The organism is Pectobacterium carotovorum, assembly GCF_900129615.1.
Lineage (GTDB): Bacteria > Pseudomonadota > Gammaproteobacteria > Enterobacterales > Enterobacteriaceae > Pectobacterium > Pectobacterium carotovorum.
In genome coordinates this window covers 329,836-352,354 of record NZ_FQWI01000001.1, presented here as the reverse complement: position 1 = coordinate 352,354, position 22,519 = coordinate 329,836, and the positions used below count along the sequence as shown (strand labels likewise).

20 protein-coding genes, 1 pseudogene and 1 other annotated feature are annotated in these 22,519 nt (G+C 51.4%); of the genes and pseudogenes, 13 read left to right on the top strand and 8 right to left on the bottom strand.

Annotated elements, in window-relative coordinates:
- Positions 1 to 11: 11 nt before the first annotated feature.
- Positions 12 to 116 (top strand) — a sequence feature (Trp leader region).
- Between the two features lie 31 nt (positions 117 to 147).
- The 6 genes and pseudogenes from BUB06_RS01595 to BUB06_RS01565 all read left to right on the top strand — a co-directional run bounded on the left by BUB06_RS01595 (position 148) and on the right by BUB06_RS01565 (position 7,864).
- The gene (locus BUB06_RS01595; RefSeq protein WP_039473038.1) at positions 148 to 1,710 is read left to right on the top strand and encodes an anthranilate synthase component 1; all 1,563 of its coding nucleotides are present in this window, start codon (positions 148 to 150) and stop codon (positions 1,708 to 1,710) included.
- Positions 1,710 to 3,370, top strand: a pseudogene (trpD, locus tag BUB06_RS22230) (bifunctional anthranilate synthase glutamate amidotransferase component TrpG/anthranilate phosphoribosyltransferase TrpD). Before BUB06_RS01595 ends, trpD begins: the two are co-directional and overlap by 1 nt.
- 7 nt (positions 3,371 to 3,377) lie before the next feature.
- Entirely contained in the window at positions 3,378 to 4,745 is a 1,368-nt protein-coding gene (trpCF, locus tag BUB06_RS01580) for a bifunctional indole-3-glycerol-phosphate synthase TrpC/phosphoribosylanthranilate isomerase TrpF (RefSeq protein WP_039473035.1), read from the top strand.
- A gap of 13 nt (positions 4,746 to 4,758) precedes the next feature.
- A complete protein-coding gene (trpB, locus tag BUB06_RS01575; RefSeq protein WP_174447485.1) occupies positions 4,759 to 5,952 on the top strand; it encodes a tryptophan synthase subunit beta in 1,194 nt (397 codons plus the stop codon).
- On the top strand, positions 5,952 to 6,758 hold the full coding sequence (gene trpA / locus BUB06_RS01570; protein ID WP_039473032.1) for a tryptophan synthase subunit alpha: 807 nt from the start codon (positions 5,952 to 5,954) through the stop codon (positions 6,756 to 6,758). The genes trpB and trpA overlap by 1 nt, the downstream gene beginning before the upstream one ends.
- A gap of 386 nt (positions 6,759 to 7,144) precedes the next feature.
- Positions 7,145 to 7,864 (top strand): oligogalacturonate-specific porin KdgM family protein, encoded by a 720-nt coding sequence (locus BUB06_RS01565; protein ID WP_039473030.1) that lies wholly within the window; start codon positions 7,145 to 7,147, stop codon positions 7,862 to 7,864.
- Between the two features lie 134 nt (positions 7,865 to 7,998).
- On the opposite strand, the gene ompW is transcribed toward BUB06_RS01565, so the two are convergent.
- Positions 7,999 to 8,631 (bottom strand): outer membrane protein OmpW, encoded by a 633-nt coding sequence (gene ompW, locus BUB06_RS01560; RefSeq protein WP_039473029.1) that lies wholly within the window; start codon positions 8,629 to 8,631, stop codon positions 7,999 to 8,001.
- A gap of 349 nt (positions 8,632 to 8,980) precedes the next feature.
- Between ompW and BUB06_RS01555 the strand changes: the two genes are divergently transcribed.
- The 3 genes from BUB06_RS01555 (at position 8,981) to yciA (ending at position 10,943) form a co-directional block, all read left to right on the top strand.
- Positions 8,981 to 9,733 carry a YciC family protein gene (locus tag BUB06_RS01555; RefSeq protein WP_039473027.1) on the top strand — a complete coding sequence of 251 codons (753 nt, stop codon included), beginning with the start codon at positions 8,981 to 8,983 and terminating at the stop codon, positions 9,731 to 9,733.
- A 198-nt stretch (positions 9,734 to 9,931) separates the two neighbouring features.
- A complete protein-coding gene (locus BUB06_RS01550) occupies positions 9,932 to 10,501 on the top strand; it encodes a septation protein A (protein ID WP_010295202.1) in 570 nt (189 codons plus the stop codon).
- Positions 10,502 to 10,520: 19 nt separating this feature from the next.
- A complete protein-coding gene (yciA, locus tag BUB06_RS01545; RefSeq protein WP_010275288.1) occupies positions 10,521 to 10,943 on the top strand; it encodes an acyl-CoA thioester hydrolase YciA in 423 nt (140 codons plus the stop codon).
- 122 nt (positions 10,944 to 11,065) lie between these two features.
- Here the strand turns inward: yciA and tonB are convergent, their stop codons facing one another.
- Positions 11,066 to 11,821: a TonB system transport protein TonB gene (gene tonB / locus BUB06_RS01540; RefSeq protein WP_010295204.1), complete on the bottom strand. Its 756-nt coding sequence runs from the start codon at positions 11,819 to 11,821 to the stop codon at positions 11,066 to 11,068.
- A 263-nt stretch (positions 11,822 to 12,084) separates the two neighbouring features.
- On the opposite strand from tonB, the gene BUB06_RS01535 reads away from it, so the two are divergent.
- On the top strand, positions 12,085 to 12,381 hold the full coding sequence (locus tag BUB06_RS01535; RefSeq protein WP_010295206.1) for a YciI family protein: 297 nt from the start codon (positions 12,085 to 12,087) through the stop codon (positions 12,379 to 12,381).
- A 131-nt stretch (positions 12,382 to 12,512) separates the two neighbouring features.
- The gene (locus BUB06_RS01530; RefSeq protein WP_039473025.1) at positions 12,513 to 14,186 is read left to right on the top strand and encodes a Tar ligand binding domain-containing protein; all 1,674 of its coding nucleotides are present in this window, start codon (positions 12,513 to 12,515) and stop codon (positions 14,184 to 14,186) included.
- Positions 14,187 to 14,250: 64 nt separating this feature from the next.
- Here the strand turns inward: BUB06_RS01530 and BUB06_RS21850 are convergent, their stop codons facing one another.
- The gene (locus BUB06_RS21850; RefSeq protein ID WP_085996914.1) at positions 14,251 to 14,427 is read right to left on the bottom strand and encodes a YciY family protein; all 177 of its coding nucleotides are present in this window, start codon (positions 14,425 to 14,427) and stop codon (positions 14,251 to 14,253) included.
- Positions 14,428 to 14,740: 313 nt separating this feature from the next.
- On the opposite strand from BUB06_RS21850, the gene cls reads away from it, so the two are divergent.
- Both cls and BUB06_RS01520 read left to right on the top strand, forming a co-directional pair.
- Positions 14,741 to 16,201: a cardiolipin synthase gene (cls, locus tag BUB06_RS01525; RefSeq protein WP_010295211.1), complete on the top strand. Its 1,461-nt coding sequence runs from the start codon at positions 14,741 to 14,743 to the stop codon at positions 16,199 to 16,201.
- Between the two features lie 55 nt (positions 16,202 to 16,256).
- The gene (locus BUB06_RS01520) at positions 16,257 to 16,580 is read left to right on the top strand and encodes an HI1450 family dsDNA-mimic protein (RefSeq protein ID WP_010295213.1); all 324 of its coding nucleotides are present in this window, start codon (positions 16,257 to 16,259) and stop codon (positions 16,578 to 16,580) included.
- A gap of 318 nt (positions 16,581 to 16,898) precedes the next feature.
- Here BUB06_RS01520 and oppF read toward each other — a convergent pair whose 3' ends face one another.
- From oppF to oppA, 5 genes are read right to left on the bottom strand one after another with little or no spacing between them, the layout of a single operon-like run.
- Positions 16,899 to 17,933, bottom strand: coding sequence for a murein tripeptide/oligopeptide ABC transporter ATP binding protein OppF (gene oppF, locus BUB06_RS01515; protein ID WP_039473023.1), 1,035 nt, complete (start codon positions 17,931 to 17,933; stop codon positions 16,899 to 16,901).
- Positions 17,930 to 18,925 (bottom strand): ABC transporter ATP-binding protein, encoded by a 996-nt coding sequence (gene oppD, locus BUB06_RS01510; RefSeq protein ID WP_010295217.1) that lies wholly within the window; start codon positions 18,923 to 18,925, stop codon positions 17,930 to 17,932. Before oppD ends, oppF begins: the two co-directional genes overlap by 4 nt.
- 11 nt (positions 18,926 to 18,936) lie before the next feature.
- Positions 18,937 to 19,845 (bottom strand): oligopeptide ABC transporter permease OppC, encoded by a 909-nt coding sequence (gene oppC / locus BUB06_RS01505; protein WP_010295218.1) that lies wholly within the window; start codon positions 19,843 to 19,845, stop codon positions 18,937 to 18,939.
- An 11-nt stretch (positions 19,846 to 19,856) separates the two neighbouring features.
- On the bottom strand, positions 19,857 to 20,777 hold the full coding sequence (gene oppB / locus BUB06_RS01500) for an oligopeptide ABC transporter permease OppB (RefSeq protein WP_010295220.1): 921 nt from the start codon (positions 20,775 to 20,777) through the stop codon (positions 19,857 to 19,859).
- A 53-nt stretch (positions 20,778 to 20,830) separates the two neighbouring features.
- Positions 20,831 to 22,468 carry an oligopeptide ABC transporter substrate-binding protein OppA gene (gene oppA / locus BUB06_RS01495; RefSeq protein WP_039473021.1) on the bottom strand — a complete coding sequence of 546 codons (1,638 nt, stop codon included), beginning with the start codon at positions 22,466 to 22,468 and terminating at the stop codon, positions 20,831 to 20,833.
- Positions 22,469 to 22,519: the final 51 nt, after the last annotated feature.

Here is a 22,519-nt window from a genome sequence, read left to right as displayed (position 1 = left end):
AAATGATGAAGCATGGTTGGTGGCGCTCTTCCCTCTCGCGGGTGGACTAATCACGCATTGCTGTTATCACACATGCAGATATTCCCAGGCCCGCTTAATTAAGCGGGCTTTTTATTTGATGGGCACAACATTAAACGGGTAGTAAGAATGCAAACAACACAACCTAAACTGGAACTGCTGCGTACCGAGGCCGTTTATCGTAACGACCCCAGCGCCATCTTCCATCAGCTCTGCGGTGCCAGACCTGCAACGTTGCTGTTAGAGTCGGCTGAAATCGACAGCAAGGAAAACCTGAAAAGCCTGTTAATCGTAGATAGCGCGCTGCGCATCACCGCACTAGGCCAGCACGTTTCCATTCAGGCACTCACGGCAAACGGCGCCAGCCTTCTGCCGCTTCTGGATGCCGCGCTGCCAGTAGAAATTACCAATCAGCCGCGTCCAAATGGCCGTGAACTCACCTTCCCGCTGGCAGATGCGATGCAGGACGAAGATGCTCGCCTGCGCTCGCTGTCCGTGTTTGATGCCTTACGCCAGATTCTGACGCTGGTCACCTGCCCGACAGACGAGCGTGAAGCCATGTTCCTCGGCGGCCTGTTCGCCTACGATTTGGTCGCTGGGTTTGAAGAACTACCCGCGCTGAGCCAGCAGCAGCGTTGCCCGGATTTTTGCTTCTATCTGGCAGAAACGCTGCTGGTGCTTGACCACCAAAAACGTGTGACCGCCCTGCAAGCCAGCCTGTTTACGCCGAGCCAGAGCGAAAAGCAGCGTCTGCAACAGCGTCTGGAACAACTGCAAATTCAGCTCACCCAGCCAGCGCCGGCGCTGCCGCGCCAATCCATCGAAGACATGACGCTGAGCTGCAACCAGAGCGATGAAGCCTTCGGGGAAGTCGTCAGCCAGATGCAGGAAGCCATCCGCATCGGTGAAATTTTCCAGGTCGTGCCGTCGCGTCGTTTCTCTCTGCCGTGTCCTTCACCGCTGGCCGCCTACCAAACGCTGAAGGATAGCAATCCCAGCCCTTACATGTTTTACATGCAGGATCAGGATTTCACGCTGTTCGGTGCCTCGCCGGAAAGCTCGCTGAAATACGATGCCGACAGCCGCCAAATCGAAATCTATCCCATTGCCGGTACTCGCCCGCGCGGTCGCCGTGCCGATGGTTCACTGGATCGCGATCTCGATAGCCGCATTGAACTAGAAATGCGTACCGACCATAAAGAGCTGGCTGAGCATTTGATGCTGGTAGATTTAGCCCGTAACGATCTGGCGCGCATCTGTCAGCCTGGCAGCCGTTACGTTGCTGACCTAACCAAAGTTGACCGCTATTCCTTTGTGATGCATCTGGTCTCCCGCGTGGTGGGCACATTGCGTGAAGATTTAGATGTGCTGCACGCCTACCGCGCCTGCATGAATATGGGCACGCTGAGCGGCGCACCGAAAGTCCGGGCCATGCAGCTGATTGCCGAAAGTGAGAAAACCCGGCGCGGCAGCTACGGCGGCGCCGTCGGCTACTTCACCGCGCACGGCGATCTGGACACCTGCATCGTCATTCGTTCCGCCTATGTCGAAGACGGTATTGCCACCGTTCAGGCCGGTGCGGGCGTGGTTCTGGATTCTAACCCTCAGGCCGAAGCCGACGAAACGCGTAATAAAGCCCGAGCCGTACTGCGAGCCATTGCTAGTGCGCACCATGCAAAGGAGATTTTCTGATGGCTGACATCCTGCTGCTCGATAATATCGATTCATTCACCTACAACCTGGTGGATCAACTGCGTGCCAGCGGTCATCAGGTCGTGATTTACCGTAACCATCTGCCTGCCGACGTCATCATCGCGCGCTTACAGCAAATGGAAAAACCGATCCTGATGCTCTCCCCAGGCCCCGGTACGCCAGCCGAAGCGGGTTGTATGCCTGAACTGCTGCAACGTTTACGCGGCCAGCTGCCGATTATCGGCATTTGCCTCGGCCATCAGGCCATCGTGGAAGCCTACGGCGGCCATGTCGGTCAGGCGGGTGAAATCCTGCACGGCAAAGCGTCTGCCATCGACCACGATGCCAGCGGTATGTTTAGCGGTTTACCGCATCCGTTGCCCGTTGCCCGCTACCACTCGCTGGTCGGCAGCAACATTCCGTCGACGCTGACCGTCAACGCACACTTCAACACGATGGTCATGGCCGTGCGCAACGATGCGGATCGCGTCTGTGGTTTTCAATTCCATCCTGAGTCGATTCTGACCACGCACGGCGCTCGACTGCTGGAACAAACGCTGGACTGGGCGCTCGCTTAACGAGGGATACGATTATGCAACTGTCTTCTACGCAAGAGTCTTCTAAGACCCGGGAACCGTCTACTGCTCAGGATGTCATGACCATGCAACACATACTGGAAAAATTATACCGTGCGGAAAGCATCAGCCGTCAGGAAAGCCAGGCGCTGTTTGGTGCCATTATCCGCGGTGAACTGGAAGCCAGCCAATTGGCAGCGGCGCTGATTAGCATGAAAGTGCGCGGCGAGCATCCCGATGAGATCGCCGGTGCCGCCACGGCCTTGCTGGCCGATGCGCAGCCGTTCCCGCGCCCTGACTATTTATTTGCCGATATCGTCGGTACGGGCGGTGACGGTACCAACAGCATCAACATTTCGACGGCCAGTGCCTTCGTTGCTGCCAGCTGTGGCCTGAAAATCGCCAAGCACGGCAACCGCAGCGTATCCAGCCGCTCCGGTTCTTCCGACTTGCTCTCCGCTTTCGGCATTAAGCTGGATATGAGCGCGCAGGATTCCCGTCAGGCGCTGGACGATCTGGGCGTGTGTTTCCTGTTTGCCCCGCAATATCACCTGGGATTCCGCCATGCCATGCCGGTTCGTCAGCAGCTCAAAACCCGCACCGTCTTCAACGTGCTGGGGCCGTTGGTTAACCCGGCACGCCCACCGCTGGCGCTGATTGGCGTGTATAGCCCCGAATTAGTTCGCCCTATCGCCGAAACGTTGAAGGTGCTGGGCTACCAGCGTGCCGCGGTCGTACACGGCGGCGGGATGGATGAAGTCGCGATTCATGCGCCAACGCAGGTTGCCGAGTTAAACAATGGCGAGATCGAAACCTACGAACTGACGCACCGCGATTTCGGGCTGGATGCGTATCCGCTGTCGGCATTACAAGGCGGTACGCCAGAAGAAAATCGTGACATTCTCGCGTCACTGCTACAAGGTAAAGGTGAACGCGCGCACGCCGCGGCGGTTGCCGCCAACGTTGCGCTGCTTCTGAGATTATTCGGACAGGAAGATCTGCGCCAGAATGCGCAACAGGCGCTTGAAGTCATTCATAGTGGACAGGCTTATCAGCGCGTTATCGCCCTGTCCGCCAGAGGATAATGGAACCATGCAGGAAACCGTATTACATAAAATTGTGCGTGATAAAGCGCTCTGGGTTGCAGAACGAGAAAAAGCACAGCCGCTGGCCTCTTTTCAGCATGAGATCGTTCCCAGCCAGCGCGACTTTTATCAGGCGCTGAAACAAGATAAGCCCGCCTTTATTCTTGAATGCAAAAAGGCTTCACCGTCGAAGGGATTGATTCGCGACGATTTCGACCCGGTAGCGATTGCTCAGGTCTATAAAGGTTACGCGTCTGCTATTTCCGTTTTAACCGACGAGAAGTATTTTCAGGGCGATTTTGCCTTCCTGCCACAGGTTAGCGCGGCAGTACATCAGCCGGTGTTGTGCAAAGACTTTATTATTTCGCCCTACCAGATCTATCTGGCTCGCTACTATCAGGCCGATGCCATTCTGCTGATGTTGTCCGTGCTGGACGACGAGCAGTATCAGCAACTGGCCGAGGTAGCGCACAGCCTGAAGCTAGGCGTGTTAACAGAAGTCAGTAACGAAGAAGAGCTACTGCGGGCCATTCAGCTCGAAGCGCGCGTCGTCGGGATCAACAACCGCGACCTGCGCGATCTATCCATTGACCTCAACCGTACCCGGATGCTTGCGCCGCGTCTGCCCGCAGGCGTCACTGTGATCAGTGAATCCGGTATCAACTGCCAGGCGCAGATTCGTGAACTCAGCGCGTTTGCTCAGGGCTTCCTGATCGGCAGCTCACTGATGTCCGAGCCGGATCTGAACGACGCAGTACGCCGCGTTATTCTAGGTGAGAACAAAGTCTGCGGCCTGACGCGCGCTGCAGACGCACAGGCAGCCTATCAAGCGGGTGCGCTCTACGGCGGGTTAATCTTCGTCGCCAGTTCCCCACGCTATGTTGACGCCAAACAAGCCGCCGACGTGATGACAGGCGCCCCACTGCGCTATGTCGGTGTTTTCCGCAATGCGCCCGTCGAACACATCGTTGCTATCACAACGCAGTTAGGGTTAGCAGCCGTTCAACTGCACGGTGATGAAGATCAACAGACCATCGACCGGTTACGTCAGCAATTACCAGCGACCTGCCAGATTTGGAAAGCGCTGAGCATCGCGGATGTGCTGCCAGAACGCAGCCTCACCCACGTCGATCGTTACCTGTTTGACAACGGTCAGGGCGGCAGCGGTAAAACCTTTAATTGGTCGCTGCTGGCGAATCAGTCATTGGATAACGTGCTGTTGGCCGGTGGCCTGAATAGCGATAACTGCGCACTAGCGGCACAGCAAGGTTGCGCAGGACTGGATTTCAATTCCGGGGTAGAAAGCGAACCGGGAAAAAAAGACTCACATAAAATTGCTGCGGTTTTTGCGACATTACGTCAGCCGCAACACTAAAACAGACGGGAAAATTATGACATTACTCAACCCTTACTTCGGTGAATTCGGCGGGCAGTTTGTTCCGCAGATCCTCATCCCGGCGTTACGCCAGTTGGAAGAGGCTTTCGTCAGTGCACAGAAAGATCCTGAATTTCAGGCCGAATTTACCGATCTGCTGAAAAACTACGCGGGTCGCCCAACAGCGTTAACCTTGTGTAAAAACCTGACCGCTGGGACGAAAACCAAGCTGTACCTGAAACGTGAAGATTTACTGCACGGCGGTGCGCACAAAACCAATCAGGTGCTCGGACAGGCTCTGCTGGCTAAGCGCATGGGTAAAAGCGAAATCATCGCCGAAACGGGTGCGGGCCAACACGGTGTCGCAACGGCGCTGGCTTGCGCCCTGCTCGGCCTGAGATGCCGCGTTTATATGGGTGCAAAAGACGTTGAGCGTCAGTCGCCGAACGTCTTCCGCATGCGTCTGATGGGTGCAGAAGTGATCCCAGTTCACAGCGGCTCCTCCACGCTGAAAGATGCCTGCAACGAAGCGCTACGTGACTGGTCTGGCAGCTACGAAACGGCACACTATCTGCTGGGAACGGCCGCTGGTCCGCATCCTTACCCGACTATCGTGCGCGAGTTTCAACGCATGATTGGTGAGGAAACCAAAGCGCAGATTCTGGAAAAAGAAGGTCGCTTGCCGGATGCGGTACTCGCCTGCGTCGGCGGTGGCTCTAACGCGATTGGGATGTTTGCTGATTTCATCGATGATACTGACGTCCGCCTGATCGGCATTGAGCCTGGCGGCTTGGGCATTGAATCCGGGCAGCACGGCGCGCCGTTAAAACATGGTCGCCTCGGCATCTATTTCGGAATGAAGTCTCCAATGATGCAAACGTCTGACGGACAAATTGAAGAGTCCTACTCGATTTCCGCCGGGCTGGATTTCCCGTCCGTAGGGCCGCAGCACGCCTACCTGAACAGCATCGGCCGCGCTGACTATGTCTCGATTACTGATGACGAAGCGCTGGATGCCTTCAAAGCGCTCTGCCGCGGTGAAGGGATTATACCCGCGCTGGAATCTTCCCACGCGCTGGCACACGCCTTGAAGATGATTAAAGCGGAACCGGAAAAAGAGCAACTGCTGGTGGTCAACCTGTCCGGCCGTGGTGATAAAGACATCTTTACCGTGCATGATATTTTGAAAGATCGGGGAGAAATCTAATGGAGCGCTATCAACAGTTATTTAACCGCCTGTCAGAGAAAAAAGAAGGCGCGTTCGTTCCATTTGTTACGCTGGGCGATCCCTCTTCCGAGCAATCCCTGAAAATTATCGACACGCTGATTGCCGCCGGTGCCGACGCGTTAGAGCTGGGCGTGCCCTTCTCTGACCCGTTGGCGGATGGCCCGACCATTCAGGACGCCAATCTGCGCGCCTTTGCCGCAGGCGTCACACCAGACCAATGCTTCGAAATGCTGGCGGCTATACGTCAAAAATACCCGGAAATCCCGATTGGCCTGCTGATGTATGCCAATCTGGTCTTCAGCAACGGCATTGATGAATTTTATCAGCGCTGTGCGCAGGTTGGCGTCGATTCAGTTTTGGTGGCAGATGTGCCAGTGGTGGAGTCAGCCCCATTCCGTACGGCGGCGCTTCGACACGGCATTGCCCCCATTTTTATCTGTCCGCCCAATGCTGACGATGAATTGCTGCGCGAGATCGCCTCTTATAGCCGCGGCTATACCTATTTAGTGTCACGCGCAGGTGTAACCGGGGCAGAAAAGCGCGCACAGCTGCCGCTGAATCATCTGGTTGCCAAACTGAACGCATATCATGCTGCCCCGCCTTTGCAAGGATTTGGCATCTCCGATCCTGCCCAAGTGCGGGAAACGTTAGCCTCAGGCGCAGCGGGGGCTATTTCTGGCTCCGCGATCGTACGGATTATCGAAAAAAATCTGAACCAGCCTGATGTGATGCTGTCCGAGTTACACGCCTTTGTGAGTGAAATGAAAGCCGCTACGCGTTCATAACACTTTTCAGGCGCGCGATTTGTGCTTAACGCAAGTTCTATCGCGCGCCTAATAGTGTTTCAAAATATTTCCCATTTAATTAAAATGAAATATCCGCAATTATTATTTAATGTCTAATTTATTATAATTGTAAGAAATATTTTCAAATTGAAATAATTATTAAAACCCATCACAAAGAAATAAACCAAGTAACTATTTATTTTTTAAATTGCATAAATCCCTCCAGTAAAACACGAAGAAAATCACAGAACTGAGATCATTTAAAATTATCTCTTTTTAACGATCTTGTTCACATTACTGTAAGAAATAATAAATAGAATGGAACCGCTGAACAAAAGTGGCAGCGCGTTTTTAAATAATAATTCTCTTTGACTTGGGATAATAAAATGAAAGTTAAAATATTGACGATGGTGGTAACCTCCTTAATCAGCTTAAGCTCCATGGCTGTGACGATTGACTATCGTCACGAAATGAAAGATACAGCAAAGAACGATCATAAAGATCGCCTGCTGATGTCACACCGTTTTGACAACGGCTTTGGCTTGTCCATGGAAGCTAAATGGGGTCAATCTGATAACGACAAGACACCAAATAAACCGTTTAACGAAACGGTCAGCACCGGTACCGAAGTCACCGCTAGCTACCTGTACAAATTCGATAAAACCTTTGGTTTGGAAGCTGGCTTAAATATGGTTTCCTCTTCAAAAGACAACAACTATCGTCCTTATATCAAAGGCACAGCCAACATCACAGATTCTCTGTACTATGGCCTGCGCTACCGTGCATCCTACCTGCGCAAAAGTGACAGCATTGGTACTTCAGCCCCTTCTGATATGAAAGGCTACACAATCACCAGTACATTGGGTTACAAACTGCCAGCGAATTTTGTCATTGAATACGAATTTGAATACGACAAGAAAACTAAATCCGGTTCTGTTGGCTACCTCGCTGACAACGAGAACTATGACATGACCCACGATGTTAAGCTGGCTTATAAATTCGACAAAAATTGGACACCTTACGTTCAAGTCGGTAACGTTTCTGGTAGCAAAACTACTGACGAGCGTCAAACTCGCTACCGCGTTGGTGTTCAATACAATTTCTAATGGCTAACGCCATTTAGATAATTGCTGTAATAAAATAGCGTTCTCTTTATTGGTTTGTTATTTCCTGTCTATAAAAACGGCGAAGCTATTTACTTCGCCGTTTTTTTATTCGTTGAGAGAAATTAAGCTAGCAATCAGAAACGATAACCGACACCAAACATAAATGCCCACGGGTCAATCTTCGTATGGATACTTTGCTGATCGTTACCGGCTTTAAACTTCACATCGGTATCGATATCCATCCACCACACGGACATATTTACCAACCAATTTTTATCCAGGTTGTAATCCAAGCCCGCTTGTGCAGCAACACCCCAAGAGTTTTTCAGGTTCAGATCGCTCAACCCAGCCCCTTTCCCCGTATCATTAAATTTCTCATCGAAGAACAGGGTGTAATTCAGGCCAACGCCTAAATAGGGACGTAATTTATCTTGAGCATCACCAAAATAGTACTGCGCAACCAGTGAAGGCGGCAGGTGTTTCACTTCCGCAATCGTTCCGGTACCAGGTGTTCCGACTTTATGTTTGAACGGCGTGGCGGCGAGTAATTCAACGCCAATATTATCTGTCACCATGTAACTGAAGGTCAGGCCCAACTGCGTATTGTTGTTTACCTGAAATTCTCCCAACCCCAGCACATTGTCCGAACTTTCACTTGGATGCACAGTGGCCGTACCCGCCCGAACAATGAAATCACCCGCTTGATGAGCCTGTGCCAATGCAGGCATGAGCGCCGCTGCCAACAATAAGAAAGATGTCTTTTTCATTACCCACTCCATTTATAGGGTTTAAATTTCGAGCGAAATATACCCCTAAGTAGGTATTCTTGTTTTAAGCCAGATCACATCTTTTAAAGATTTTACGCCCAAATTGAACTGAATCATTTATCACTAACTGATTAAAATTCATGGAATTGATCCAGATCAAGAATGGCAGCAACGCATAAAATACGCCGCCGCTGGCAAGGAAAACCACTCTTGGTAACCAAGTCATGCTTATTTATTAGTGAAGGGAAAAGCAGCATTGCATCGTTGACGGGGTGCCACAGCGCGAATTAACAGGTTACAATTGGGAGTTAAGTTCTCTCTGTCGATTTATCTTTTTCAAGGAGCCTGCATGCCTATCACGGCTAACACGTTGTACCGTGACACAATGAATTTCACCCGCAACCAGTTCATCAGCATCTTAATGATGTCACTGTTGACGGCATTCATTACTGTCATACTGAATCATGCACTATCGCCTTCTGGAGACGAGTTACGGATTCTGAGCAGTTCCAGCAGCGATCTGTCATCTTCTGTCGAAGCTGGCTTGATGGATATGATTCAGCAGATGACACCGGAACAACAAACCGTGTTACTGAAAATGTCGGCAGCAGGCACCTTTGCTGCGTTAGTGGGCAATGCGCTGCTGACAGGCGGGGTTCTGATGCTGATCCAGCTGGTTTCTGACGGACATCGCACCAGTGCACTGCGAGCAATTGGCGCCTCTGCACCTTTTTTACTGCGTCTGCTTATCCTGATCCTGCTGTGCACCCTGCTCATCCAGCTTGGCATGATGCTTCTGGTCATTCCTGGCGTGCTGCTCGCTATTGCGCTGAGTTTGTCCCCCGTGATTGTGGTCACGGAAAAAAGCGGGATTTTCAATGCCATTAAAGTGAGTACCAAACTGGCTTACGGTAACCTGCGTGCAACCGCGCCTGCCATCGTGATGTGGCTACTGGCTAAAATCGCTATTTTGCTGATTGTGTCGAAGTTACCGATTTCCTCACCGACTGTGCTCGGCGTGGTTCTGAACGGCTTGGGCAACCTGATCTCCGCAATCCTGCTCATTTATCTGTTCCGCCTTTATATGCTGCTGCGCGCTTAATTACCGCCCTTTGCTTATGCCACCGCTTTGGTGGCATAAGTTCCGCCAGATCTCCTTCGCTATCTACCCAATCGTAATTTTCTGCAAATTATTACAATATCTCGGGAATGGTGTTCCACAATAAAGGATAATGGCACGAGCTATCGGATAACTCTCGCGGGTTATGATTACGACACTGTTGAGTGATGGATTGACATAATGAAGCAACTTCTTGATTTTATACCGTTGGTCGTTTTTTTTGCGGCCTATAAACTTTATGACATCTATATCGCATCGGGTGCACTGATTGCGGCAACGGCGTTGTCACTCGTGGTCACCTGGGTGATGTATCGTAAAATAGAGAAAATGACGCTGGTCACCTTTGCAATGGTCGTCGTTTTCGGTTCGCTTACGCTGGTGTTCCATAACGATCTGTTTATCAAGTGGAAAGTCACCATCATCTACGCCTTGTTCGCCATTGCCCTGCTGGTTAGCCAGTTTGTGATGAAACAGACCCTGATTCAGAAAATGCTGGGTAAAGAATTAACCTTGCCGCAGCCCGTCTGGGGGAAACTGAATTTTGCCTGGGCTATGTTCTTTCTGGTGTGTGGACTGGTTAACATCTATATTGCTTTCTGGTTACCGCAAAACGTTTGGGTTAATTTCAAAGTCTTTGGTCTGACCGGTGTGACGCTGCTGTTTACGCTGATTTGTGGCGTTTATATCTATCGTCACTTGCCTAACGATCAGGAAAAGTCAGAAGAAGAAAAAAGCGAGCAACAGCAATAGCCAAAGCGAGATAGACACAATGAGCACACAAAACGTGTTACCACAGGGCGAACTGGTTCTCCGCACGCTGGCAATGCCAGCCGATACCAATGCGAACGGAGATATTTTTGGCGGCTGGCTGATGTCGCAAATGGACATCGGCGGCGCGATTTTGGCGAAAGAAATTGCCGAGGGACGTGTCGTTACCGTACGGGTTGATGGGATGTCGTTCTTAAAACCTGTCGCCGTCGGCGATGTAGTTTGCTGCTATGCCCGTTGTTTACGCACTGGCCGTAGCTCTATAAACGTCAACGTTGAAGTATGGGTAAAGAAAGTCTCTTCTGAGCCGATTGGTCAGCGCTATCGGGCTACCGAAGCGTTATTCACCTACGTTGCCGTAGATGAAGAAGGTCATCCGCGTGAACTACCCGCAGGTAAGAGCAACTTCACGCCAAGCGAGTGATATCGGGTAGCGTAAGCACTTAATTTGTTAATTGATGTGTTGTTACCGGATATAAAGGCATAACGAAAACGGGGCGTCATCTGCAAAGATGGCGCCCCGTTTCTTTTTCATATCAGCGTGAATTATTCAACTGCCGCCCCACCGTCAATTTTAAAGACGATGGTCACAACCAAATCTTTGCCTGGCTTACCGGCCTCATAACGCCATTTACGCATGGCCTGTTTGATATCGCGCTCGAACATATTACGTGGCTCAGCAGAAAGCACGCGCACGTTGTCAACACGTCCGGAGTCATCCACATCAAACTGCATTTTTACCCGCCCTTCAACGCGCAGGGAAAACGCGCGCGCCGGATACTGAGGCTGCGCACGGCTCAACGGACGCGGTCCACTTGACTGCGTGCTTGCTGCGGGCGCAGGTGCCTGCTTCACCGGAGCATTAGTCACATTGCGCGTTGGCTCTTCGCTGGTAAACGGCGAAGGCGGCTGTTTTTCAACGGTCGGTTCACGTTTAACCGGCTTCGGTTGCTCGACCTTCTTCACCGGCTTAGGTTCCGGTTTAGGTTTCGGCTTGGGCTTTGGTTCAGGTAATGGCATAGGAACCGGCTGCGGCAATGGCTCCGGTTCTGGTATGGGTTCCGGCTCAGGTTCTGGCTGCTTAACCGGCTCTGGCTCCGGGGCAGATTTAGCAGCAGGTGCCGCTTCATAGGCCGCCGGGTTCACCATCACAACGCTGATGGGCTTAGATTCCTGCGGTAATTCGATTGAATTATTAAATGATGCGTACAGCAAGCCTGCAATCAGTGAACCGTGAAAACCGACTGAAAGTATGAATGGCCATGAGTAACGGCGGGTCAAAAAAAACTTTTTTTGCGGCATAGTCTGTCTTTATCCTCTTACGCCGCCCAAGTTTAAATGCAAATAGCAATCATATTCAATAACAACCCGTGGAATTGTTAAAAAAACCGAAGTCGTGGGGGGATTACTCTGACAAATCAACCTATTGTCCTCGCACTATTGTCTTCAAACAACATCACGTATGATGGTAGAAACACGTTTCTCTTACCCGATAGCGTTTGACCGCTGGGTCTCAACCCCGGCCCCAAAACGAAAAAGGGTACCTTCCCACCAGTGAGGTCGCTATGCTCTACGTCATTTATGCTGAAGATAATGTTGATTCATTAGCAAAACGCCTGTCGGTCCGGCCGGATCATCTTGCCCGTTTACAGGCATTACGCGATCAGGGCCGACTGATTACTGCAGGCCCGTTACCTGCGATCGACAGCGACGATCCCGGTCAGGCTGGCTTTAGCGGTTCCGTGATTATCGCCGAATTCACATCGCTGGATGAGGCAACGGCATGGGCCAACGCCGACCCTTACATCACGGCAGGCGTCTATAAACACGTCAGCGTGAAGCCATTCAAGAAAGTGTTTTAAGGGTTCAATTGATACAGGTCATGGTTGCACCAGAAAATCATGGCCCTTTACCTCCCCGTCAAAAGCTGAAATATTTTAGTCATTTAACAGTGATAGTTTGACCGCTATTCATTTACAGAGGGTCAGCAATCATGTTAATGCCTGCGATTTTGCGAAACGGAGTTGCTACTATCCGCCGCCGTCATCGCCTCAGTATTCTCTCCGGATTGTTATTGATCATTGGGTTATTTTCTTTACTGCAATTGGTTTCCGTCGGTGTCATTTCTCAAACAATGACTCAGGTTCGGCAGGATATTTCCGCTAACGAGGGCCTCCGCCAGCAGCAAGCGTTGATGGATAAGGCGCGGATGGAAGTGATGAATGCCAGCGACAAGCTCAACCGCGCGGGCATTTATTTGTTGGTAGACAAAGAAACTGGATCTGAAGGTAGCTGGCACAGCCTGATGGATGAGGCCGAAGTGTCTCTCAAACAGGCACAAGCGCATTACCAGCAACTGGAAACAACTACGACACCTGAAGCAGACACGACGGCTTTTGTGGATTTGAAAAAGAGCTACAGCCAGCTTTATTCCGGGCTCGTCGAGCTAGCTGAGGGAATAAAAACCACTAATCAGATCGATATTTTCTTTGCCGTCCCGGTACAGGCCTATCAAAGTGATTTTACCCAGAAGTATTCACACTATTTGCAAGATACCGATGCGCTACAAAAACAGCATGGCCAACAATTTTTATCCTCTCTCGATAACGCAAAAACAATTTTCATTACGGTTCTAGGCCTCTTGCTGGTTATCGCCATCGCCGTGTGGATTGGCGTGAGTCGGATCATTATTCGTCCGCTGACGCACATCATCGCTCATTTAAAACTGATCGCCGCGGGTGACCTTTCGCATTCGGTCAGTACAAAGACACGCGGTACACGCGAAGTTGAACAGCTCAATACCAGCGTTATCCAAATGCAGGAAGGTCTGGTGACCTTGGTCAATCAGGTTCGTCAGGGCGTTGACCACATGGTGACGCAGGTTGATCGGGTCGCGACAGATAACCACCGGCTTTCCGAACAGGCGAACCGCCAATCCCACGAGCTCAAAGTCACCACAGAACATATTATTCAGCTTAGTCAGCATCTGGAACAAAATACCCAGCATACTCAACAGGCTAATTTGCACGCGGAAGATACCAGCAAGATTGCCGCACAGGGTGAGACGATGATGAATGACGTCAAGGTGGCGATGTCAGACATTGCAGGCAGAACGCGTGAGATGACAGAAGCCATTGGGATGATAGAGAACGTGGCGTTTCAGACGCACATTTTGTCGTTGAATGCCGCAATTGAAGCCGCACGAGCCGGGACGATGGGACGAGGCTTTGCGGTTGTCGCGCGGGAAGTCGGTACATTGGCTTCGCAAAGCAGCCATTCTGCACAAAATATTAATGTGCTGATTCGTGATTCAGACAACAGCGTAACCGCCGGAACACGACTGGTGAACAAACTGAATGACAGCCTGCAGAATATCATTCAGACGGCGAAAGGCACGGGCACGTTTCTGAGCGAAATCTCGGAAATATCGCATCAGCAGAACGAAAGCATTCATGAAGTCACCGCCCGACTTAGCACGCTGAACGATACCGTCAGAGAAAATGCGGGACAGGTTGAAGCCTCCGCACACACTTTCGCCTCACTGCTGGAGCAAACGGAACGCTTAAATACCTCGGTATCGCTGTTCATCCTGCCCTCAACAGAGTCTGAGGTTAATCTGATGATTGATCAGAGAGAAATGACACCGCGCATTCCGGCTATGGGATGAGCCGATAAGGGAATAAGCTAAAAAAATAGCGACCATACCTCGGGTCGCTATTTTCCTCACTGGCTTACCAGTCGTAGGTTACCGCATAGAGCAATGCTCGTCGTTGCTGCTTTTGTTGCAGATAACGGGCAGAGCGAATATGACGATACGTACGTGATTGAGCCTCCAACCAGCGACTTCTTCTACGCTGGACCTGACGTAGCATCCGCCAGCGACCCACTTCATTCCGACTGCGTTTCATTATGCGACTCTTGTTAATCCACTCGCGCTGGGCATTATACCCCCCGACTGCGTGACGACAATCAGTGAATCACGCTCTCCGCCATTCTCTTCTTATATAACGTTTATCCCCTAAATAATTCGAGTTGCGTGAAGGCGGCAAGAGAGGGAATCCCGATGAGCTTACATAAGTAAGTGATTCGGGTGACTGAACGCAGCCAACGTACATGCAGCTTGAAGTATGACGGGGATATTCAGAGGAAAGGCATTTCCCCTTTTATAAATCTATGCGTACACTTTGTTAATTCTTTGCAGAAGGGAACTGTGCTGCTTTTATGTCGACATTTTATACCGTAATAAGTTGGTTACTGGTTTTTAGCTATTGGTTGCTGATCGCTGGTGTGACCTTGCGTATTCTGATGAAACGTCGGGCGGTGCCTTCTGCGATGGCCTGGCTGCTGGTGATTTATATTCTGCCACTTGTCGGTATTGTCGCTTATCTTTCGTTTGGCGAGCTCCATCTCGGCAAACGCCGAGCCGAACGCGCCAGCAAAATGTGGCCATCAACGGCAAAATGGCTACGCGAATTAAAAGAATATCGCCGTATTTTCGCAACGGAAAACAGTGAAGTCGCCAGCGCGTTATTTCAGCTGTGTGAAAGACGACAAGGCGTTGGTGGCGTTAAAGGCAATCAGTTGCAGTTGATGACCACGTTTGATGACACTATTAAAGCGCTATTGCGTGATATTGAACTCGCACGCAGCAACATCGAAATGGTGTTCTACATTTGGCAACCCGGCGGCCTAGTTGATCAAGTCTCTTCTTCCCTTATCGCCGCGGCACGACGCGGGGTGCACTGCCGCATTCTGCTGGACTCTGCCGGCAGCGTACAATTTTTCCGTCAGCATCATCCCGAGCTGATGCGCACCGCCGGGATTGAAGTGGTTGAAGCCCTGAAAGTGAATCTATTCCGTGCGTTCCTGCGCCGCATGGATTTGCGGCAGCACCGTAAAATTATCCTGATCGACAACCGTATCGCCTATACCGGCAGCATGAATATGGTCGATCCCCGCTTCTTCAAACAAGATGCTGGCGTCGGGCAATGGATCGATCTGATGGCGCGTATTGAAGGCCCTGTGGCAACTACGCTGGGGATTATTTACTGCTGCGACTGGGAAATGGAGACGGGCAAGCGTCTGCTTCCACCGCCGCCGGATGTTAACGTTATGCCGTTCGAACAGGAGAGCGGCCACACCATTCAGGTTATTGCTTCCGGCCCCGGTTACCCAGAAGAGATGATTCATCAGGCGCTGCTGACGTCCGTCTATTCGGCGCGTAAGCAGTTGATCATGACAACCCCCTACTTCGTGCCCAGCGACGACCTGTTGCACGCCATCTGCACCGCCGCACAGCGTGGGGTCGATGTCAGCATTATTGTTCCACACAAAAACGACTCGGTATTGGTCGGCTGGGCCAGCCGTGCATTCTTCACAGAGCTGCTGGCCGCTGGCGTAAAAATTTATCAATTCAAGGACGGACTGCTGCACACCAAAAGCGTACTGGTTGATGGACAGCTCAGCCTGGTCGGTACGGTGAATCTGGATATGCGCAGCCTGTGGCTGAATTTTGAAATCACGCTGGTGATTGACGATGCCGGATTCGGCAGCGATTTAGCCTGCGTACAGGAAGACTATATCGCCCGCTCACGTCTGTTAAACGCCACGCAGTGGCAAAATCGCCCTTACTGGCAACGCATCGTCGAGCGGCTGTTCTACTTTTTCAGCCCCCTGCTATAAATACGCGTTTTCCCGTGTTCTAATAAGGCTATTGGGAATTAACAGGAATTACGTTATGGATTTGAATAATCGCCTGACCGAAGACGAAGCATTGGAACAGGCCTACGATATCTTTTTAGAACTCGCGGCTGATAATCTCGATCCGGCAGATATTCTGCTGTTCAACCTGCAATTCGAAGAGCGCGGCGGCGCAGAGTTGTTCGACCCTGCGGAAGACTGGGCCGAGCACGTTGATTTCGACCTGAACCCTGACTTTTTTGCCGAAGTCGTTATTGGGCTGGCCGAGAATGAAGGTGAAGAAATTACCGATATTTTTGCCCGCGTGCTGATTTGCCGGGAAAAAGATCACAAACTTTGCCACATTTTGTGGAAAGAATAATTCGTTTCGCCTCAATGCAAAGCGTCTGAAAACTCGGGTAATTCTATTTACGAAACGAAAACGGTGATAATGGAATAGAAGAGTAAAGCGTCCGCGACAGGGACAAAGGCGTCAGGAACGCCTTTGAACGTCGCTTGCGACGGCCCTGCAAGGGTGAATCTCAGGGATGAGATTCATATCTACGCGGCTCGAGCGTACAAGGATGTATTCACAGCGTCTTTACGATCTATCCATTATCAACGCTCAACGTACATTGTCAGCAATGCAAGGCGTCTCCCGCAGGAGACGCCTTTTTTACATCAGTCACCGATAAACGGGTTACTGAACTTCTGCTTCCTGCGCCGGTAACAATGCCTGCGGATCGACCTTCAAACACGAAACCGCGTGCGTAAAGCTCCCTTCCAGCAATGGTCGGGTTTTCGAACACTCAGGGCCGACAATCGGACAGCGGGTGCAGAACACACAGCCCGATGGCGGATTAATCGGTGACGGTAAATCCCCTTCCAGCAGCTGTATCTGCTTGTTTCGTTCCTGATCGGGATCGGGAATCGGCACAGCAGACATCAGCGCACGCGTATACGGGTGCTGCGGGTTTTGATAGACCTGATCGTACGTTCCCAGCTCTACCGCATGACCCAGATACATCACCAGCACGCGATCGGAAATGTGCTTCACAACCGATAAGTCATGGGCGATAAAAATCAGCGACAGGCGCATTTCACGCTGCAACTGACGCAGCAGGTTAACCACCTGTGCCTGAATCGACACGTCCAGTGCGGAAACCGGTTCATCACAAATAATCAGCTTCGGCTCCAGAATCAGCGCGCGTGCGATGCCGATACGCTGACACTGCCCGCCAGAGAATTCATGCGGATAGCGGTTGATCAGGTTTGGCAGCAGCCCAACCTTCAGCATCATCGCTTTCACACGATCCTTTACCGTCTGTCGATCCAGTTCTGGATGATAAACCTTTAACGGCTCAGCAATAATCTCGCCGATCGTCATACGCGGGTTCAGCGATGCCAGCGGATCCTGGAATATCATCTGAATGTCACTACGCGCGGCGCGCCACTCATCGGCGCTCATGCCCAGCAGGTCTTTCCCCAGCCAGGTGACGCGTCCGTCGGTCGCTTTTACCAGACCGATAATGGCACGCGCCAGCGTAGACTTGCCGCAGCCAGACTCGCCCACCACGCCCAGCGTTTCGCCTTCATATAAACGCAGCGTCACACCATCGACCGCTTTCAGTTTTTTCGGCGGCTGCCAGAACCACTGCTTATCATCTCTGACGTCAAAGTGGACTTTCAGATCGTCCACTTCTAACAACACCTTTTTTTCGTCCGCGTTGTTCATACCACCTCCTCAATCGCTCTAAAGCAGGCGCGCAAGCGGCCATCACCAAAAGATTCCAGCGCCGGTGCGCTATGGCAGACATCCATCGCATACGGGCAGCGGGGTTGGAACGGACACCCTTTCGGCAAGCGTAATAAGTTAGGCGGATTACCCGGAATGGTTGCCAGCACTTCATCTTCCGCATCCAGACGTGGCACAGCATTAAGCAGGCCGACGGAATACGGGTGGCTCGGGTGATAAAAGACATCGCGTGCAACACCGTATTCCATCGTGCGCCCGGCATACATCACCAGCACTTTGTCACAAATACCGGCGACCACGCCCAGATCATGGGTAATCATGATGATGGCGGTATTAAACTCGCGCTTCAGCTCGTTCAGCAGCGTCATAATCTGCGCCTGAACCGTTACATCCAATGCCGTGGTCGGTTCATCGGCAATCAGCAGCTTCGGACGGCACAGCAGCGCCATTGCGATCATCACGCGCTGACGCATCCCGCCGGAAAACTCATGCGGATACATCTTCATGCGCTTGCGCGCTTCCGGCATTTTGACCGCATCCAGCATTTTGACCGACTCTTCAAACGCTTCGCTTTTGCTCAGGCGTTTGTGCAACATCAGCACTTCCATCAGCTGTTCGCCGACGCGCATATACGGGTTCAGCGAGGTCATCGGGTCCTGGAAAATCATACTGATTTCTTCAGCACGCAGCTTATTCAGTTGGCTTTCCGGCAAATTGAGAATCTCTTTGCCACGAAAACGCGCCGAGCCGCCAATACGACCATTACGCGCGAGTAGCCCCATCAACGCAAACGCGGTTTGTGATTTACCGGAGCCAGATTCCCCAACAATCCCCAGCGTTTCACCGGCATTGAGCGTGAAGTTCAGGTCGTTAACCGCCGTCACATCACCGTCCTGCGTTTTGAACGTTACCCGGAGATCCTGAACATGTAGCAGCGCGTCGTGCGCGCCAGTTAACTCAATTTTGCTCATGTTGATATTCCTCAGCGATCTTTCGGGTCGAGGGCATCACGCAGGCCATCGCCGATAAAGTTAAAACAAAACAGCGTGACAACCAAAAACGCCGCCGGATAGAACAGTAACCACGGCGACACTTCCATTGAGTTCGCACCATCATTCAGCAAGGCCCCCCAGCTGCTTAACGGTTCCTGCGTTCCCAGACCCAGGAAGCTCAGGAAGGACTCGAACAGGATCATACTTGGCACCAGCAGAGAGGCGTAAACGACCACCACACCCAGCACGTTAGGCACAACGTGGCGTAATACGATACCGCGCGTGGAGACACCGGAAACCATCGCCGCTTCAATGAACTCTTTACGTTTCAGGCTCAGCGTCTGGCCGCGCACGATACGCGCCATATCCAGCCAGGACACCATACCGATAGCCACGAAGATCAACAGCATGTTCTGCCCGAAGAACGTCACCAGCAGAATAACGAAGAACATGAACGGGAATGAGTTGAGGATTTCCAGCAGACGCATCATCACCGAATCCACTTTCCCGCCCAGATAACCTGACATCGCGCCATACAGCGTTCCGACGATTACGGCAACCAGCGCCGCGGCTACGCCAACCATCAGCGACACACGTCCACCGATGGCAACACGTACCAGCAGATCACGACCGGAGGAATCCGTACCAAAGTAGTGGCCAGATGTCATATCCGGCGCGGCTGACATCATTCCCCAGTCGGTATCCGCGTAGTCAAATGCAGATAACATCGGGGCGAAAATCACGAACACGGTAATCACAGCTAAAACAAACAGACTGGCCAGCGCCGCACGGTTGTGGATAAAGCGCAGACGCGCATCCTGCCACAAACTGCGCCCTTCAATCTCAGCCTGCTCGGTGAAGTTCTCTAACGCTTCAACGTTTTTTCGATTCCAAAACATAACGCCCCCAATTAATAGCGAATTTTCGGATCGATAACAGCGTAGAGCACGTCAATGATCGCATTAAATAAAATAGTTAAGCCGCCGACCAGAATCGTCAGACTCAGTACCAGTGAATAGTCACGGTTCAGTGCGCCGTTCACAAACAGTTGCCCAATGCCGGGTAAACCAAAAATGGTTTCAATCACCATCGAACCGGTAATAATCCCCACAAACGCCGGCCCCATATAGGAAAGCACAGGCAGCAACGCTGGCTTTAACGCATGGCGCAGAACGATGCGGCGCATCGGCAGCCCTTTGGCGCGCGCGGTGCGGATAAAGTTAGAGTGTAAAACCTCGATCATCGATCCCCGAGTAATACGCGCGATGCTGGCGATATAAGACAACGACAGCGCCACCATCGGTAAAATCATATATTTGGGTGCCCCGCCGTTCCAGCCACCACCGGGCAGCCACCGCAGCGTAATGGCAAAAATCAGCACCAGTAACGGCGCGACAACAAAGCTGGGTATCACCACCCCCGTCATGGCAAAGCCCATCACGGTATAGTCCCATTTCGTATTCTGATTCAGCGCGGCGATCACACCAGCACTCACACCAAAAATAACCGCCAGAATAAATGCAGCAGCCCCCAGTTTTGCAGAAACCGGGAAAGACGTCGCGACCAGATCGTTCACGGAATAGTCTTTGTATTTAAAGGAAGGGCCGAAATCACCCTGCACCAATTGCAGCAAGTAGTTACCGTACTGCGTCATGATAGGATCGTTCAGATGGTATTTGGCTTCAATATTCGCCATCACTTCCGGCGGTAAGTTACGCTCACCGGTAAAAGGGCTACCGGGTGCCAATCGCATCATGAAAAACGAGATGGTGATCAGGATAAATAGTGTCGGAATCGCCTCTAAACAGCGGCGAAGAATAAATTTTAACATTGCTCGTACCTATAAAAGGCTGGCAGCACAACAGCGTGCGCCAGCCATTATTATTAGTGCTTGATGATATAAAGATCTTTCACGTAAACATTATCCTGCGGATCGTTGCCCGTTAATCCACCAACATAAGGTTTCACCAGTCGGGTATTCGCATAGTAATAGACCGGTATGGTGACAGCGTCTTTATCCAGCTGCGACTCCGCCTGCTGGTAAACCGCAGCGCGCTCCTCATCGGTTTTCACCTGCAAGGATTTCGCCACCAGTGCATCAAACTCTTTGCTCTTATAGTGTGAGGTGTTACTGCTGCTGTCGGACAGCATGCTGTTCAGGAAGGTTGAAGGTTCGTTATAGTCCGCACACCATCCGGCACGTGCAACATCATAGGTTCCCTGATGACGGGTGCTGAGGAAGGTTTTCCATTCCTGGTTTTCCAGCTTAACGTCCACACCGATATTCTGTTTCCAAATAGAAGCCGCGGCAATCGCCATCTTTTTATGCAGATCGGAGGTGTTGTACAGCAGGTTCAACGTCAGCGGTTTGTCGGCGGTATAGCCCGCTTCTGCCAACAGTTTTTTCGCTTCTTCATTACGTTTCGCCTGTGGCCAGGTGAACCACTCCGGTACTGACGCTTTCAGGCCATCGATATACGGAGGAACAAAACCATAGGCAGGAATGTCGCCCTGATTCTTCACCTTGTTGGTCAGAATATCCTGGCTCAGACCCAGACGCAGCGCGGTACGGACTCGTACGTCGTTAAACGGCGGCTTCTGGTTGTTAACTTCGTAGTAGTAGGTACACAGGTACGGGTTAACCTTCACTTCATCCGGGATTTCTTTCTTCAGCTTTTGGAAGAGTTCGATCGGCAGGTTGTTGTACGTCATGTCAATTTCACCGCTGCGGTAGCGGTTAACGTCCGTCACTTCAGACGCGATCGGCAAATACGTCACTTGGTTAATCACGGTATGGGCGTTGTCCCAATATTGCGGGTTACGCTCCAGCACCATTTTTTCGTTTACGACCCAGCTTTTCAGCTTGTAAGCACCATTGCCGACCCAGTTTTGCGGCTGCGTCCATTTTTCACCGAATTTTTCAACGACGGCTTTATTGATTGGGGACATCGCAACGTAAACAGGCAGCTTATAGAAGTAAGGCACCGCTTCGGAGAGCGTCACCTCAAAGGTATGATCGTCGATCGCTTTTACGCCCAGCGTATCTGGAGATTTTTTGCCGGCGATGATGTCATCGATATTCAGCAGATGACCATATTGCAGATAGCTGGCGTAAGGCGATGCCGTCTTTGGATCGGCCAGACGCTGCCAGCTATAGACGAAATCGTGTGCGGTAACCGGCTCACCGTTGGACCATTTGGCATCTTTACGCAGGTGGAATGTCCACACTTTAAAATCTTTGTTATCCCAGCTTTCTGCTACGCCGGGACTGGTTTTGCCGTTAACGTCGGAAATCACCAACCCTTCCAGCAGGTCGCGCGACACGTTGGATTCCGGCACGCCTTCGATTTTATGCGGGTCAAGAGAGGATACTTCAGCACCGTTGTTACGAACCAATTCCTGTTTTTCTGCTAACTGAACGCCTGCGGGAACGGTCGCGGCAAAGGCAGAAACAGCCATCGTGCTACTTAATGCCGCGATAATAGCGGCAGCTACTCTTTTTTTAGTTGTGATGTGTGTCATTATTTTCTCCTGTAATGTTGTCGTGTTAGTTATCCCAGCACGATTCCTGAA

What these genes read in the sequence shown, in the direction of transcription:
- oppA (WP_039473021.1), bottom strand. Translation starts at nt 22,468, where the DNA reads ATGACACACATCACAACTAAAAAAAGAGTAGCTGCCGCTATTATCGCG.
- BUB06_RS01530 (WP_039473025.1), top strand. Translation starts at nt 12,513, where the DNA reads ATGTTAATGCCTGCGATTTTGCGAAACGGAGTTGCTACTATCCGCCGC.
- oppF (WP_039473023.1), bottom strand. Translation starts at nt 17,933, where the DNA reads ATGAACAACGCGGACGAAAAAAAGGTGTTGTTAGAAGTGGACGATCTG.
- BUB06_RS01550 (WP_010295202.1), top strand. Translation starts at nt 9,932, where the DNA reads ATGAAGCAACTTCTTGATTTTATACCGTTGGTCGTTTTTTTTGCGGCC.
- BUB06_RS01535 (WP_010295206.1), top strand. Translation starts at nt 12,085, where the DNA reads ATGCTCTACGTCATTTATGCTGAAGATAATGTTGATTCATTAGCAAAA.
- oppC (WP_010295218.1), bottom strand. Translation starts at nt 19,845, where the DNA reads ATGTTTTGGAATCGAAAAAACGTTGAAGCGTTAGAGAACTTCACCGAG.
- oppD (WP_010295217.1), bottom strand. Translation starts at nt 18,925, where the DNA reads ATGAGCAAAATTGAGTTAACTGGCGCGCACGACGCGCTGCTACATGTT.
- yciA (WP_010275288.1), top strand. Translation starts at nt 10,521, where the DNA reads ATGAGCACACAAAACGTGTTACCACAGGGCGAACTGGTTCTCCGCACG.
- oppB (WP_010295220.1), bottom strand. Translation starts at nt 20,777, where the DNA reads ATGTTAAAATTTATTCTTCGCCGCTGTTTAGAGGCGATTCCGACACTA.
- BUB06_RS01595 (WP_039473038.1), top strand. Translation starts at nt 148, where the DNA reads ATGCAAACAACACAACCTAAACTGGAACTGCTGCGTACCGAGGCCGTT.
- BUB06_RS21850 (WP_085996914.1), bottom strand. Translation starts at nt 14,427, where the DNA reads ATGAAACGCAGTCGGAATGAAGTGGGTCGCTGGCGGATGCTACGTCAG.
- BUB06_RS01555 (WP_039473027.1), top strand. Translation starts at nt 8,981, where the DNA reads ATGCCTATCACGGCTAACACGTTGTACCGTGACACAATGAATTTCACC.
- trpCF (WP_039473035.1), top strand. Translation starts at nt 3,378, where the DNA reads ATGCAGGAAACCGTATTACATAAAATTGTGCGTGATAAAGCGCTCTGG.
- BUB06_RS01520 (WP_010295213.1), top strand. Translation starts at nt 16,257, where the DNA reads ATGGATTTGAATAATCGCCTGACCGAAGACGAAGCATTGGAACAGGCC.
- ompW (WP_039473029.1), bottom strand. Translation starts at nt 8,631, where the DNA reads ATGAAAAAGACATCTTTCTTATTGTTGGCAGCGGCGCTCATGCCTGCA.
- BUB06_RS01565 (WP_039473030.1), top strand. Translation starts at nt 7,145, where the DNA reads ATGAAAGTTAAAATATTGACGATGGTGGTAACCTCCTTAATCAGCTTA.
- trpA (WP_039473032.1), top strand. Translation starts at nt 5,952, where the DNA reads ATGGAGCGCTATCAACAGTTATTTAACCGCCTGTCAGAGAAAAAAGAA.
- cls (WP_010295211.1), top strand. Translation starts at nt 14,741, where the DNA reads ATGTCGACATTTTATACCGTAATAAGTTGGTTACTGGTTTTTAGCTAT.
- tonB (WP_010295204.1), bottom strand. Translation starts at nt 11,821, where the DNA reads ATGCCGCAAAAAAAGTTTTTTTTGACCCGCCGTTACTCATGGCCATTC.